General features: G+C 47.8%; 13 protein-coding genes. All 13 read left to right on the top strand.

Annotated features, from left to right (window positions below; translation table 11 throughout):
* The 13 genes from LG307_RS20830 (at position 1) to spoIID (ending at position 14150) form a co-directional block, all read left to right on the top strand.
* Positions 1–1161 (top strand): NADH-quinone oxidoreductase subunit C, encoded by a 1161-nt coding sequence (locus tag LG307_RS20830; RefSeq protein WP_404446104.1) that lies wholly within the window; start codon positions 1–3, stop codon positions 1159–1161.
* Between the two features lie 3 nt (positions 1162–1164).
* A complete protein-coding gene (locus LG307_RS20825) occupies positions 1165–2265 on the top strand; it encodes an NADH-quinone oxidoreductase subunit D (protein WP_063559289.1) in 1101 nt (366 codons plus the stop codon).
* A complete protein-coding gene (gene nuoH, locus LG307_RS20820) occupies positions 2265–3275 on the top strand; it encodes an NADH-quinone oxidoreductase subunit NuoH (protein WP_060664605.1) in 1011 nt (336 codons plus the stop codon). Before LG307_RS20825 ends, nuoH begins: the two co-directional genes overlap by 1 nt.
* A 53-nt stretch (positions 3276–3328) precedes the next feature.
* On the top strand, positions 3329–3748 hold the full coding sequence (gene nuoI / locus LG307_RS20815; RefSeq protein WP_010200360.1) for an NADH-quinone oxidoreductase subunit NuoI: 420 nt from the start codon (positions 3329–3331) through the stop codon (positions 3746–3748).
* A complete protein-coding gene (locus LG307_RS20810) occupies positions 3745–4284 on the top strand; it encodes an NADH-quinone oxidoreductase subunit J (RefSeq protein ID WP_404446100.1) in 540 nt (179 codons plus the stop codon). Before nuoI ends, LG307_RS20810 begins: the two co-directional genes overlap by 4 nt.
* Positions 4281–4595, top strand: a complete 315-nt coding sequence (nuoK, locus tag LG307_RS20805; protein WP_010200357.1) for an NADH-quinone oxidoreductase subunit NuoK — start codon at positions 4281–4283, stop codon at positions 4593–4595. Before LG307_RS20810 ends, nuoK begins: the two co-directional genes overlap by 4 nt.
* A 20-nt stretch (positions 4596–4615) precedes the next feature.
* A complete protein-coding gene (gene nuoL, locus LG307_RS20800) occupies positions 4616–6484 on the top strand; it encodes an NADH-quinone oxidoreductase subunit L (protein WP_404446098.1) in 1869 nt (622 codons plus the stop codon).
* Positions 6481–8019, top strand: a complete 1539-nt coding sequence (locus LG307_RS20795; RefSeq protein WP_404446096.1) for a NuoM family protein — start codon at positions 6481–6483, stop codon at positions 8017–8019. The genes nuoL and LG307_RS20795 overlap by 4 nt, the downstream gene beginning before the upstream one ends.
* Before the next feature lie 7 nt (positions 8020–8026).
* The gene (gene nuoN, locus LG307_RS20790; RefSeq protein ID WP_404446094.1) at positions 8027–9556 is read left to right on the top strand and encodes an NADH-quinone oxidoreductase subunit NuoN; all 1530 of its coding nucleotides are present in this window, start codon (positions 8027–8029) and stop codon (positions 9554–9556) included.
* Between the two features lie 289 nt (positions 9557–9845).
* The gene (locus LG307_RS20785; RefSeq protein ID WP_404446092.1) at positions 9846–10076 is read left to right on the top strand and encodes a DUF1146 family protein; all 231 of its coding nucleotides are present in this window, start codon (positions 9846–9848) and stop codon (positions 10074–10076) included.
* 453 nt (positions 10077–10529) lie between these two features.
* The gene (locus LG307_RS20780) at positions 10530–11366 is read left to right on the top strand and encodes a YwmB family TATA-box binding protein (protein WP_404446089.1); all 837 of its coding nucleotides are present in this window, start codon (positions 10530–10532) and stop codon (positions 11364–11366) included.
* 32 nt (positions 11367–11398) lie between these two features.
* Entirely contained in the window at positions 11399–12703 is a 1305-nt protein-coding gene (gene murA / locus LG307_RS20775; protein WP_404446086.1) for a UDP-N-acetylglucosamine 1-carboxyvinyltransferase, read from the top strand.
* 418 nt (positions 12704–13121) lie between these two features.
* Entirely contained in the window at positions 13122–14150 is a 1029-nt protein-coding gene (spoIID, locus tag LG307_RS20770) for a stage II sporulation protein D (RefSeq protein WP_404446083.1), read from the top strand.
* The last annotated feature ends 19 nt before the right edge of the window (positions 14151–14169 follow it).

Raw genomic sequence — 14169 nt, 5'->3', positions numbered from 1 at the left:
GTGAGCGAGGAGAAAAGCCTGGAAGAAAAAAAGAAAGAGGCCGCAGCCAAAGCAAAAGCTGCCGCACTTGCGAAATTAGAAGCGAAAAAGAAAATGGAAGCAAAGGCTTCTGAAAATAAAGAAGACGCAACACCTGTAGCACCTGCAAGTCACGACGCCAAAGAATTAGCGAAAAAGAAAGCTGCCGCCGCCGCGAAAGCAAAGGCCGCAGCGCTTGCGAAACAAAAGGCAAAAGCCGCTGAGGAATCAGCATCTGACACAGCTTCCACCGACACGGATGATGCCAAAGAATTAGCAAAAAAGAAAGCCGCCGCCGCCGCACTCGCGAAACAAAAACGCGACGCAGGCGAAGCACCAACAACCGCAACCGACGGCGACGATGCCAAAGCAAAAGCCATCGCCGCAGCGAAAGCAAAAGCCGCAGCAGCAGCCAAGGCAAAAGCCGCCGCACTGGCCAAACAGCAACGTGACGGTGGAGCAGCCTCAACAGAATCCGCCGACACAGACACCGATGGAACCGACCTCCAAGACGAAAAAGCAAAAGCCATCGCAGCCGCGAAAGCCAAGGCAAAGGCAGTAGCCGCCTCCAAAGCAAAAACCGCAGCCGCCGCCAAAGCCAAAGGAGCAACCGGCACTACCGCCGGCGCAACAGAAACAGAATCAAATTCACCGGCAACGCCATCACCAAACCAGAAATACCTCGATAAATATGTAAAAGTGATCAACGACAACCTTGGAGAAAACACCTTGGAAGACGCGTACATCAACACGCTTTCCAAAGATGTCCCGACACTTGTCGCGAAACCTGAGAACTATTTTAAAGTGGCATCTTTCCTGCGTTACAATGAGCAACTGACGTTTGAATTTCTATCCGACATGCACGGCTCAGACTTTGAAACGCATATGGAAATATACAATCACTTATACTCTTATAAAAACAAGCAATCTGTAGCGCTAAAAGTAAAAATTGATCGGGAAAACCCTATAATCCCTTCCATCCAGCCGATTTGGGAAGGGGCAAACTGGCCGGAGCGGGAGACATACGACCTGCTTGGTATTCAGTTTACAGGACACCCGAATATGACGCGCATCATGATGCCGGATGATTGGGTAGGTTATCCGCTAAGAAAAGATTATGAGCCGTACGATGTGGAGGTTTAATAGATGATCCGCACAGAGGAAATGCTACTGAATGTCGGTCCACAGCATCCGAGTACCCACGGGGTGTTCCGACTTGTCATAAAAATCGATGGAGAAATCATCAAGGAAGCGACGCCGGTCATTGGATACCTTCACCGCGGAACCGAAAAGCTCGCGGAGAACCTCCAGTATACGCAGATTATTCCATACACCGACCGGATGGACTACTTATCCGCCATGACCAACAACTACGTGCTTGTTCACGCGGTGGAAACGATGATGGGACTTGAGATACCGGACCGGGCCGAATACCTTCGCGTACTTGCGATGGAGCTTGGGCGAGTTGCGAGTCACCTAGTTTGGTATGGTACATATTTACTTGATATCGGAGCGGTCAGTCCGTTCCTATATGCGTTCCGTGAGCGGGAAATGATTATCAATCTATTAAATGAGCTGTCAGGTGCCCGCCTTACCTTCAACTACATGCGTGTTGGAGGTGTGAAATGGGATGCGCCGGAGGGCTGGATTGAAAAAGTAGAAGAATTTGTTCCATATATGAGGGAGCAGCTGAAGGGCTACCATGACCTTGTAACAGGCAATGAAATTTTCATGAGCCGTGTGAAGGGCGTTGGCCGTTACACGAAGGAGGATGCCTTTGCGTACTCCCTGAGTGGTGCGAACCTCAGATGTACCGGAGTGAAGTGGGATCTGCGTAAAGATGAGCCATACTCCATCTACGATCGCTTTGATTTTGACGTTCCAACAAGGGAAGGCGGAGACGCATGGGCGCGTTACCACTGCCGCATGGAGGAAATCGAAGAATCCCTGAAGATCATTGAACAAGCAGTCGAACAATTCCCGAAAGAAGGCGAGATCATGGCAAAGGTGCCAAGGATCATCAAAGCGCCAAAGGGAGAGGCATATGTACGTATCGAATCCCCGCGCGGCGAGATTGGCTGCTACATTGCCAGTGACGGAAAAAAAGAACCATATAGACTCAAATTCCGCCGTCCATCTTTTTACAACCTGCAAATCTTACCGAAGCTGTTAGAAGGCGAAAACATGGCAAACCTGATCGCCATTTTAGGGGCAATTGATATTGTCCTTGGGGAGGTGGATGGCTAATGATGGAAAGCTTGCTGCATTCCTCACCATCCTGGACGAACTTTTTCATCTTTTTCGGATTGGCAACGGCCTTGCTCCTTGCCGTCCTTGGCTTCGTAACCTACGGAATCCTTGCCGAGCGTAAAGTAATGGGCTTCATGCAAGGGCGTATGGGACCAAACCAGGTCGGGGGCTCCTGGGGCTTGCTCCAAACCGTAGCCGACGTGTTAAAGCTTCTCATAAAAGAAGACACAATCCCGAAACTTGCTGATCGACCGTTATACATTATCGCACCAGTAATCGCCTTCACACCGGCGTTCATGGTGCTTGCCACCATCCCGTTTACCGACCGCTTTCAATTTGCGGACATCGGGGTCGGCTTGCTTTATTATATCGCGATTTCCGGAATCACCACAGTCGGCGTCGTAGCGGCAGGCTGGGCATCAAACAACAAGTATTCGTTACTTGGAGGAATGCGTGCAGCGGCCCAAATGATTTCCTATGAAGTGCCGCTTGTTATGTCTGTAATCGGGGTTGTCCTCTTGGCGGGAAGCCTCAACCTAAACGAGATTGTCGCCGCTCAAGGCGAAACGTTCTGGTTCATCATCCTGCAGCCAGTCGGATTCCTTATTTTCGTCATCGCTTCTGTCGCAGAGTTGAACCGTACACCATTTGACTTACCAGAAGCAGAATCAGAGCTTGTCGCAGGGTATCATGTAGAGTACTCCGGCTTCCGCTGGGCATTCTTCATGCTAGCAGAATACGTGTATCTTTTCGCGATGGCATCCTTGACCACCGTCCTGTTCCTAGGCGGATGGCTACCACCATTCGAGTTCCTCGGATTCATCCCTGGTGCCGTCTGGTTCGCGTTAAAATTCAGCGTCGTCGTATTCGTGCTCATCTGGATCCGAGTCACATTCCCGCGTCTGCGCGCAGACCAGCTCATGGAGTTCGGCTGGAAAGTACTACTCCCAGTGGCCCTGGCAAACATCTTTTTCTCAGCGATCATGAAGGAATTGTTCTTTAAATAAAAAACTTACTTTCATTACTAAAAGGGGTAACGGAAGAATAGGGGTGAAGCGAAATGCTCGGTCTTGCAAAAGGTTTAAAATATACCCTACAAAACTTAACGAAGAAAAAAGTAACCTATGATTACCCAAATGAACCGCTTCCGCTACCGGACCGGTTCCGCGGCATCCAAAAATTTTACCCGGAAAAATGCATCGTCTGCAATCAGTGCTCCAACATCTGTCCGACAGACTGCATTCAACTGACGGGGAAAAAACACCCGGATCCAACGAAAAAGGGGAAAATCATCGACACATACGATATCAACTTTGAAATCTGTATCCTCTGCGACCTCTGCACAGAAGTCTGCCCGACAGAGGCCATCATCATGACCAACAACTTTGAGCTTGCCGAATACAGCCGTGATCGACTTTTCAAGGACCTCCAATGGCTCGATGAAAATGATACGAACATCAGAAGGGAGAATAAAGCATGACGATAACCGGTGAATTCATCGCATTTCTTTTCCTAGCAATCGCTGCGATCGCCGGTGGAGTGCTGATGCTGAACCTGACAAAGGTCGTCCACATGGTCGTTTCCCTTGTGTTCACCTTCATCAGCATCGCCGGCATCTATGTCATGCTCTCCGCTGAATTTGTAGCGGCTGTCCAGATTCTCATCTATTCCGGGGCCATCACCATCATCATGCTGTTCGGAATCATGCTGACCCGTCACAACGACGAATCCGAAACATCCGGACTTGCCCGCAAAATTCTCGTCGGCGCAGGAGTTCTGGGCTTTGCGGCAGTCATGTATTTTGGGCTGTACAGCCTGGACCTTGGCTCACAAGAATCTGCCGACCTGCATGTGGACAACACCGAGCAGATTGGTGTCGCCATCTATGCAAAATACGTCATACCATTTGAATTGACCTCGGTGATCCTGCTTGTCGCACTTGTCGGAGCGATCATCCTGGCAAGACGCGATGACGAAGAAGAAGACGTGGTAAAAGAGGAGGCGACCAAGGAATGAGCGGAGTTCCATTATCAGCCTACCTGGTACTAGCACTTATTTTATTCTGTATCGGACTTTACGGCGCACTGACAAAACGCAACACGGTCATCGTCTTGATCTGTATCGAACTCATGCTGAACGCCGTCAACATCAATCTAGTCGCATTCAGCAAATTTGGCATCGCACCGTCCATCACAGGGCAAGTGTTCTCCCTGTTCACCATCACCGTCGCAGCAGCAGAAGCCGCAGTAGGCCTGGCTATCCTCATAGCCCTCTACCGCAACCGCCGCACCGTCAACATCGACGAAATGAATACACTGAAGAACTAAAAAAAAGGGGACTTGATACAATGATGGAAAATGCCTGGATCATCCCGCTTTTTCCGCTGATCTCCTTTATCCTGTTACTGCTAGTCGGCAAAAGAATGAAAGAATCGAGCGCACACCTAGGCATCATACTGATCGGCCTGTCGCTCATCTTTTCCCTCACAGCACTATGGGAGCGGTTTTCAGCACCAACCTTCAAAGCCACATTCGACTGGCTCCAAATAGGAGACGTCGTCCTGACGGCGGGATATGAAGTCAATCAATTAAACGCCTTGATGCTTGTCGTAGTATCACTTGTCAGCTTACTCGTACATATTTATTCCAAAGGTTACATGCAAGGCGACGACCGTTTCCACGTGTTTTACGCCTATTTAGGATTGTTTACCTTTGCCATGCTGGCGCTTGTGATGTCACCGAATCTGCTTCAGCTCTACATTTTCTGGGAGCTTGTCGGAGTGGGATCATTCTTGCTCATCGGGTTCTATTTTTATAAAAATGAAGCAAAAGCCGCTGCCAAAAAAGCGTTCATCATGACGCGTATCGGGGATGTCGGGTTGTTCATCGGGATCATCCTATTATTCTGGCAGGTCGGCAGTTTCGAATATGATGTGATTTTTGAAGCAGTCAATGCCGGAGCAATATCCGCTGGTATGTTGACCCTCATTGCCATCCTTATTTTTATCGGGGCAATGGGAAAATCAGGTCAGTTCCCGTTGCACTCCTGGTTACCTGACGCGATGGAAGGTCCAACACCAGTGTCTGCCCTGATCCACGCAGCAACGATGGTTGCAGCAGGGGTTTACCTAGTGGCAAGCCTGTTTCCGCTATTCAATGGCAGTGAAACAGCGCTTATGACGGTCGCAATCGTCGGAGCATTCACCGCCATTTTCGCGGCATCGATCGGTCTTGTACAAAAAGATATTAAGAGAGTACTAGCCTACTCCACCGTCAGCCAGCTCGGATTCATGATGCTTGCACTCGGTTCGGCAGGCTATGTGGCAGGGGTTTTCCACCTCACCACACACGCATTCTTCAAAGCCTTGCTGTTCCTTGCAGCAGGTAGCGTCATCCATGCCGTCCACACGCAAAACATCGACGAAATGGGCGGACTATGGAAAAAAATGCGCACCACCGGAATTCTGTTTCTAATTGGGACCCTTGCCATCACAGGTGTTCCGTTGTTCTCCGGGTTCTTCAGTAAAGAGGAAATCCTCCTTGCCGCCTGGGTGAATGGGAACCCATTCTTATTTTTACTGGCATTGATCGCCGCATTTTTCACGGCATTTTATATGTTCCGCCTGTTCTTCCTGGTTTTCACCGGCGAAGCGCGTGGAGACCAGCGCCATGTTCATGAATCGCCGTCCGTCATGACGATTCCTATGATCGTGCTTGGCGTTCTCGCGGTCGTGGCAGGGTACATGAACACCCCATGGTTCGGCCATTTCCTCGGAGACTGGCTGACAGAAGGGACCAGCCTATATGGACCATCCCATATTGAGGGACCAAAATGGATCATGGCGGCGGCCATCCTTGTTTCAGTTGCTGGAATCGGAATCGCCTACCTGATTTATTTCCGCCGCTCCATCGCGCGCGAAACGTTCAGTCAAGGCGCACCGCATCTTTACAGCATTTTACGCAACAAATACTTTGTCGATGAAATCTACAATATGACATTCGTCTACGGAACTCGCGTGATCAGCCTGTTCCTGAAATACATCGACGAGTTCCTTGTACATGGGACGATGAAGGGAATTGCCGCGGCATCCCAACAAATCGGTAGACTCGGAGCCAAAGTGCAGAACGGCCAAACCCAGACATACGGAGCAGTCGCGTTTGTCGGACTCGCCATTCTTATCATCATTTTCGTCTTCACAGGGGGGTACATCGGATGAACAGCCTATTCTTGACAGCTCTAATCTTTGCCCCTCTTTTAGGTATCTTGGTTCTTTTAATCACACCAAAAGCAAACGAAGGCGCCATCAAAATGGTCGGTTTCCTCGCCACCCTGCCGTCCTTGGTGCTCGCGCTTATCGCGTTCTGGCAATACAAGGCAGGAGCGGGACTGGAGCAATTTGCAGTCAAGCATGAATGGATCACATTCGGCAACAAAGGACTGACAGAAGACATCTACGGCTCCCAAGTGTACCAGCCGATCTCCTTCGAGCTTGGCATCAACGGATTCTCACTCGTCATGATTTTACTGACGGCCGTGCTTTCCACCCTTGCAGCCATCGCGAGCATCCATGTAAAAAAAGAATGGAAAGGCTACTTCATTCTCTTTCTTCTTTTACAAATAGGAATGCTCGGTGTCTTTGCAGCGGAAAACCTGCTCTTATTCTTCTTTTTCTTCGAGCTCACCTTGATTCCGATGTTCTTCCTCATCGGAAAGTGGGGCTATTTTGAAAAAGAAAGCGCAGCATACCGTTTCCTTATCTACAACGGTCTCGGCTCTGCAGTTCTATTAATTGTGTTCGTAGTTCTTTTCACCAAAACAGGCACGATGAATATCGCCGAAATAACGGCCATGTTCACCGGCAACAGCGACACCATGTTCCTTGGCGAAGTGTCAGACGACCTGCGCATGGGGCTTTTGATCGCATTGCTTGTGGCATTCGGAATCAAGCTGCCGATCGTACCGCTGCACAGTTGGATGCTGAAGGTCCACGTGCAAGCACCGCCATCGATCGTCATGCTGCATGCCGGCGTTCTTTTGAAAATAGGGGCATTCGGTCTGATCCGTTTCGGTGTTGGCATTTTTCCGGAACAATTCGACCAGCTCGCTTTCATTCTAGCAATCTTGGGAGTGGTGAACCTCCTGTACGGAGCGTTCCTCGCACTCATCCAAACTGATTTCAAAATGGTGCTGGCCTACTCCAGTGTCTCGCATATGGGAATTGTCCTGATCGGACTTGCGGCCCTGAACGAAGCGGGAATCCAAGGCGCCATTTTCCAAGTTGTCTCCCACGGATTCATCGCTGCACTCTTGTTCTTTTTAATCGGAGTGATGTACGAACGCACCGGAACAACAGACATCGGCAAGCTTGGAGGACTCGCTAAAGCGATGCCGCTTACAGCAGGATTCTTCCTTGTTGGCGCCATGGCCTCACTCGGCCTGCCTGGCATGTCCGGATTTGTCAGCGAATTCCTTGCCTTCATGGGCCTTTTCAATGAAATGCCGGTAGTCGCGGCAGTCGGAACGCTCGGCATCATTTTGACAGCGGCGTACCTGTTGCGCGCTGTGCTCGGAATGACATTCGGCACCAAAGCGGCAGGCTATAGCGAAAAAGTAGTGGACCTGCGCGGAATCGAATACATTCCCGTCTTTGCCATGCTATTCTTCATCGTCCTGATTGGAGTTTTCCCTAGCATTCTCGCACAACCGCTGCAAGACACCATCAACGCCATTATTTTAGGGATAGGGGGGTGAACAGGAGATGGATTTAGAAACCTTACTCAGCTTTGATTGGAGTGTCATGGCACCGGAATTCATCATCCTTGGTGTAGCAACCCTTCTCTCACTATTGGACTTATTTTTACCAAAAAAAATAGACCGGAGACTGCTCGGCTGGCTCGGATTCGCGAGTATCCTGGTGGCCCTTGGATTCTTGGTGGGAATGTACGACAAGGGCCCGACAGAAGTCACCACCATTCTCTACGAAACATACCGACTCGACAGCTTCGCGATGGCCTTCAAAACGTTGATTCTAGTCGGAGCAGCCTTCGTGATGCTCATGGCCATCAGCTACGAGCCTAAAGAAGGCATGCGCGAGTACAGAGGGGAGTTCTTCTACCTCTTGCTGTTGGGCGTCCTAGGAGCCATGATCATGTCCTCAAGCGGCGACCTGATTACATTGTTTGTCGGACTTGAATTATTGTCCCTGGCTTCCTACGTTTTGGCAGGCCTTCGCAAAAAGAACCTGCAATCCAACGAAGCGGCCATGAAATACGTCATCAACGGCGGGATTGCCACCGCCATCACCCTGTTCGGGATGAGTTACGTGTACGGCTTGACCGGCACCACCAACCTGCAGGAAATGTGGATCACACTATCCCAAATCAACGCACGCGACATGCAATTCCTACTGGTCATCGCCTTCATGATGATGTTCGTCGGCCTGTCCTTCAAGCTTGCGACCGCACCATTCCACATGTGGGCACCGGACGTCTACCAAGGCGCGCCAACACCAGTAACAGCATTCCTTGCAGTCGTATCCAAAACAGCAGGCTTCATCATCGTCCTGCGCCTGTTCGTGACACTGTTCTTCCCAACGCGATCAGCAGAAGGCTCATCCATGCTGTTCTCCATGGGGGAATTTATCGCCGTACTTGCCGTGGCCTCCATGATCATCGGTAACTTCGTAGCACTGCGCCAGCGCAACGTCAAGCGAATGTTCGCCTACTCAGGAGTCGCCCACGCCGGGTATCTGTTGGTGCCACTGGCAACCGTAAACTTCATCTTCATTTTCGAAGCAATGTGGTTCTACTTGGTCGCCTATCTGTTCATGAACATCGGGGCACTTGCCGTCCTGCAAGTCGTCACCGCACGTGATGACTCAGAGGACTTGAGCCGTTTCGCCGGACTGTACCAGCGCTCACCGCTGCTTGCTGTGTTGATGTCCGTGTTCCTGCTTTCTTTGGCAGGTATCCCGGGAACCGCCGGATTCATTGGAAAATTATCGATTTTCGTCGGTGCCATTTCAGAACCAACCAACGCCTATGTCCTGGCATCCGTCTTGATTCTGACCACCGTCGTCTCATACTTTTACTATTTCGGAATCATGACCCAAATGTTCTTCCGCCCGGCGGCAAGCCAAGAAAAAATCCACGTTCCCGTTGGAATCTGGATCACCGTGTTTGTATGCGCGATTGCAACATTGGTACTCGGAATCCTGCCAGGCCTTGCCATAGACATGTTCGGAAGCAACTTCGACATTCTATTGGATATCTTCGAAACAGACAACTAACTGATTGTCACAGGTAAGCGCAATATGATTTAATAAGAAAGAAGGAGTTCACACGCTCCTTCTTTTTTGTGGATTACTATAGGAAGAAACTATTGAAGCAAGGTATATCTAGCTGGTGATTGGAGGGAAAAGGCTGAGACTCCAGCGGGGGAAAAACGGTAGGTTGAGACCCCGCAACGAAGTGAGGAGGCTCAAGCACCGTCCCGCGGAAAGCGAAGCCTGGCACGGAAATCAACAGCGGAGTATACCCAAACTTTTAACTTAAAATAAAGAGGAGGCTGCTTTCCCAATGATCGATATCGGAGTACAAGCACTCGTCAGCATCATCTCCCACCTACTATTCATCAGCATCACCTGGTGGGCACTCCAATCCGTCCAATACGAAAAATGGATGAAACCAAACAAAGTCGTCCAAATCAGACTGCTACTCATTTTGGTCACCATCGCCATCGGATCCTCCGTCAGCAACTTTTTCCTGGACTACCTGTTCCTCTCCCAAAGACTGCCGATGATCTGGTGAAAATAAGCGTGATTTAGCTGCCAGGGGATAGAATCCCCTGGTTTTTTTGTGGTAATTTAGTAATCTCTTGATTTTAGAGTGCCTCAAACACTTAAAATTACAGCCTAATTTAAAATACTAGCGGAAAACCTCTAAATACTGTCCAAACTGACCCAAATACAAGCGGAAAACCCTTAAATACTGTCCAAACAACCCAAAATACTGTCCAACACACACCAAATACAAGCCATTCGACCAACCTCACCAAAAACCGACAACATCCAAACCACCACCCCAACCTCAAACCTACCCTCACATGCCGCCTTCTAGATAAAAGGTGAAATTCCTGCCGGGGTCTGACCCCAAAATATAAAAATATTTAAAAACCACAAAAATTTTGACGAACATTCCTATGTATCTCTTACGGGCAGCTTGGCAACAATGGGTAGTAACATGAAAAGGGGCGTGGGGGATATGTGGAACGGGCATAATGAGCGGGGTAATGGGTTCATTTCTAGTACTAAAAGTATAGAAAAAAAGTGGAAACTTTATATTAATAGATTGCTAGGACTATTTTTTATTTGTGTAATATGTTTTACAGGGGTAATTCTTGGGAATGAAGTAAGCAGAGCTCAATTACCAAACGATATCAGTACTGAGATACTTGAAATCGCAGAAGTTTTTCAAGAGGAGAAAATAAATGTTCAGGAATGGAAACTTTATGGGCGGAAGAACGTCTATAAAATTAGGGATTTAGTCGCTTTTCAAAAAGAGGTAAATCGTTTAAAACAGAATATGGGCCATCTTAGTTGGAACGTGATAGAAGAAGAGGATCAATGGAAAGCAGTTGGGACTCATTATAATGACTTATTAAAGCAAGAAGAGACTCTTCAGCTCATCACAACCCACACAAACTCATCCAAAACTTCGTATCTATTATATGAGGTAACTGGATATGGTTGGGAAAAGCCTGTAGCAACAGAGATAATTAACAACTTCCATTCGAATCTTACCAATATTTCTCATGAAGACTTTGAAATATTTAGTTGTATGACTGGTGATTTCAATGATAAAATTGAAGGTGGTTTGCAAAATACGACAAATATTTTGCTTGAAGCATTTTCAGCACAAGTAGTTGAAGAGATTCAGGAAGATACCTTTGTATCAGTTTCAGCATATACTGATGCATGGAATAATGTTCTTCCGACACATCAGGGAAAGATGAACTTACAAATTGGGTTACGAACACAAGGAATGGGCGATAAGACTACCGTGATTGTAGGCACGCCAATTATTACTGTTGAATATTAATATATAGAATAAATGACGCGGAGGGGAACGTTTTGGAAAAAATCATCGTCCGCGGCGGACAAAGGTTAAAGGGTACTGTTAAAGTAGAGGGAGCAAAAAATGCAGTACTACCTGTCATCGCCGCAACTTTATTAGCTAGCAAAGGCAAATGCGAAATCTTAGATGTACCTGAGCTCTCCGACGTTTATACGATTAACGAGGTTTTGCGATATTTGAATGCCGATGTTGATTTTGAAAATAATCGTATAATTGTCGATGCAACAAGAGAGCTTCACACAGAAGCACCGTTTGAATATGTAAGAAAAATGCGCGCATCTGTCCTTGTTATGGGATCATTGCTTGCACGTAACGGAAAAGCGCAAATTGCTTTACCTGGAGGCTGTGCAATCGGTTCAAGACCAATTGATCAGCATTTAAAAGGATTCGAAGCGATGGGTGCAAAAGTGAAAGTTGGAAATGGTTATATCGATGCCGAAGTAGACGGAAGATTACAAGGCGCGAAAATATATCTTGATTTCCCAAGTGTAGGGGCAACGGAAAACATCATGATGGCAGCAACACTTGCTGAAGGAACGACAATCATGGAAAACGTTGCAAAAGAACCGGAAATCGTGGACTTGGCGAACTTCTTGAACTCTATGGGAGCAAAAGTTCGTGGAGCAGGTACTGGTACTATTAGAATCGAAGGGGTTTCCGAATTACACGGATGCCAACACAATATCATCCCTGACCGCATTGAAGCAGGTACATTCATGGTAGCAGCTGCAATCACAGGTGGAGACGTTATCGTGGAAGGCGCAGTGCCGGAACATTCCAGCTCTTTAATCGCGAAAATGGAAGAAATGGGCGTTAAGTTTGAAGAAGTCGAAAACGGATTACGCGTGATCGGGCCTGAAAAACTGAAAGCAATCGATATCAAAACGATGCCACACCCAGGATTCCCAACAGATATGCAATCTCAAATGATGTCCCTATTATTAGCGGCAGAAGGCACAAGTATGATTACTGAAACTGTGTTTGAAAATCGCTTCATGCATGTGGAAGAGTTCCGTCGTATGAACGGCGACATCAAGATTGAAGGACGTTCCGTTGTCATCAATGGACCTTCAACTTTACAAGGTGCAGAAGTAGCGGCAACAGATCTTCGTGCAGCAGCGGCATTAACCCTAGCTGGATTAATCGCAGACGGATACACTCGTGTAACCGAACTAAAACACTTAGACCGTGGATACGTAAACTTCCACAACAAACTAGCAGCACTAGGCGCAGACATCGAACGAGTAAGCTCCATGGAACAAGAACAAACAATCATCCTAGAGCAAATCAAAGAAGCCTAAACACACCAAAATAGCCAATCATATATTTATATTCTACATCAAGGGTCAGACTCCTTTAGGGGTCTGACCCTTTTTTGAACTTTTTTTGTGCCGCTTTCGACATGAGAGCGGAAATTCCTGCAGGGGTCTGACCCCTGCACGGCTCTTTTTTTTCACTACTTTATAGTATTCCAACTTTTTTTGTGTCAGACCATATTTTTTGTGTGATGTTGAATTGTTTTCTGATAGTGGTGGGTTATGTCAATATAATATAGAAGTTTTTAGGAGTTTTTGGGCAGGTGAGGCTTGGGTAGGAACTCTTGAAAGCTGCCCAGATTTTAGTCATATTTGCTTGTCCACTTCCATAAGAATGAAGAGTAAAGGTATCCAACCATCAACAACCAAACTACTACTTTATTGTTATCGGAGGCTCGGCGCTATGAGAAACTTAAAACCAATCATCGTACTCACTTCTATTCTATTTGTCATGGTATTAATGGTACCAACGTTATTAGTCATGCCGTTTGTCGACAAGGAAAGCGGCCAGTTAGCAGAAGAACTCCAACCTAATCAACAAATCCAGAAGCAAGTAGAACCAATTGATTCTCCAATTGACGTAGCGGTTTATCGTCACAAACAGGAAACGATCGAGATCATCCCGCTTGAAGACTACATAGTTGGTGTGGTCGCATCAGAAATGCCGGCCGACTTTGAACTTGAAGCATTAAAGGCTCAGGCATTAGCGGCGAGAACGTATATTTTAAGACAGCTGATGGCGGAAGAAAAGCTTGGAACACCAGATGGGGCGGATGTAACAGATACCGAACAGCACCAGGTGTATAAGAGCCCAGAGGAGCTAAAAGCAGCTTGGGCGGCGGAAGACTTTAACTGGAAGATGGAAAAAATAATACAGGCGGTTGCTGAAACAGCAGGATCCGTCCTTACCTATAATAATGCACCAATCGATGCAAGCTACTTTTCCACCAGCAACGGCTACACCGAAAACTCAGAAGAATACTGGCCAAATGAAATTCCATATTTGCGTAGTGTCGAAAGCCCGTGGGATGTGGATTCTGAAAAATACTTAAGCCAGGTTTCATTGACGGTACAAGAATTTCAATCCAAGCTCGGTGTAACCCTGGGAAGTGACGGGGCTGTCGGGAAAATTATCGCACGTACGACTGGTAACCGCGTGGAGGCCGTAGATATTAATGGGAAGACATTGAGTGGCAGGGAAGTGCGTGACACCCTTAAACTGCGCTCCAGCGATTTTACCTGGGAGCGCAAAGGAGACAACATCGTCATCACCACCAAGGGCTTTGGCCACGGAGTCGGGATGAGCCAATACGGAGCTAACGGAATGGCCCTAGAAGGAAAAAACTACACGCAAATCATCTCCCACTACTACAAGGACGTCCAAATCGCGAGCGCCGACCAATACCTCACCAAAGTCACAGCGAAGAGATAGAAAGAGCAGTAGAGATAGG

It is taken from the genome of Sutcliffiella horikoshii (assembly GCF_044809035.1).
Lineage (GTDB): Bacteria > Bacillota > Bacilli > Bacillales > Bacillaceae_I > Sutcliffiella_A > Sutcliffiella_A horikoshii_G.
Note: the sequence above shows the minus strand (reverse complement) of the source record. Positions and strands in the feature narration are given on the sequence as shown.

Excerpts from the sequence above, each read along its gene's own strand:
- spoIID (WP_404446083.1), top strand. The coding sequence starts at position 13,122 with ATGAGAAACTTAAAACCAATCATCGTACTCACTTCTATTCTATTTGTC.
- LG307_RS20825 (WP_063559289.1), top strand. The coding sequence starts at position 1,165 with ATGATCCGCACAGAGGAAATGCTACTGAATGTCGGTCCACAGCATCCG.
- nuoK (WP_010200357.1), top strand. The coding sequence starts at position 4,281 with ATGAGCGGAGTTCCATTATCAGCCTACCTGGTACTAGCACTTATTTTA.
- LG307_RS20780 (WP_404446089.1), top strand. The coding sequence starts at position 10,530 with ATGTGGAACGGGCATAATGAGCGGGGTAATGGGTTCATTTCTAGTACT.
- LG307_RS20785 (WP_404446092.1), top strand. The coding sequence starts at position 9,846 with ATGATCGATATCGGAGTACAAGCACTCGTCAGCATCATCTCCCACCTA.
- LG307_RS20795 (WP_404446096.1), top strand. The coding sequence starts at position 6,481 with ATGAACAGCCTATTCTTGACAGCTCTAATCTTTGCCCCTCTTTTAGGT.
- nuoN (WP_404446094.1), top strand. The coding sequence starts at position 8,027 with ATGGATTTAGAAACCTTACTCAGCTTTGATTGGAGTGTCATGGCACCG.
- nuoI (WP_010200360.1), top strand. The coding sequence starts at position 3,329 with ATGCTCGGTCTTGCAAAAGGTTTAAAATATACCCTACAAAACTTAACG.
- nuoL (WP_404446098.1), top strand. The coding sequence starts at position 4,616 with ATGATGGAAAATGCCTGGATCATCCCGCTTTTTCCGCTGATCTCCTTT.
- LG307_RS20810 (WP_404446100.1), top strand. The coding sequence starts at position 3,745 with ATGACGATAACCGGTGAATTCATCGCATTTCTTTTCCTAGCAATCGCT.
- nuoH (WP_060664605.1), top strand. The coding sequence starts at position 2,265 with ATGATGGAAAGCTTGCTGCATTCCTCACCATCCTGGACGAACTTTTTC.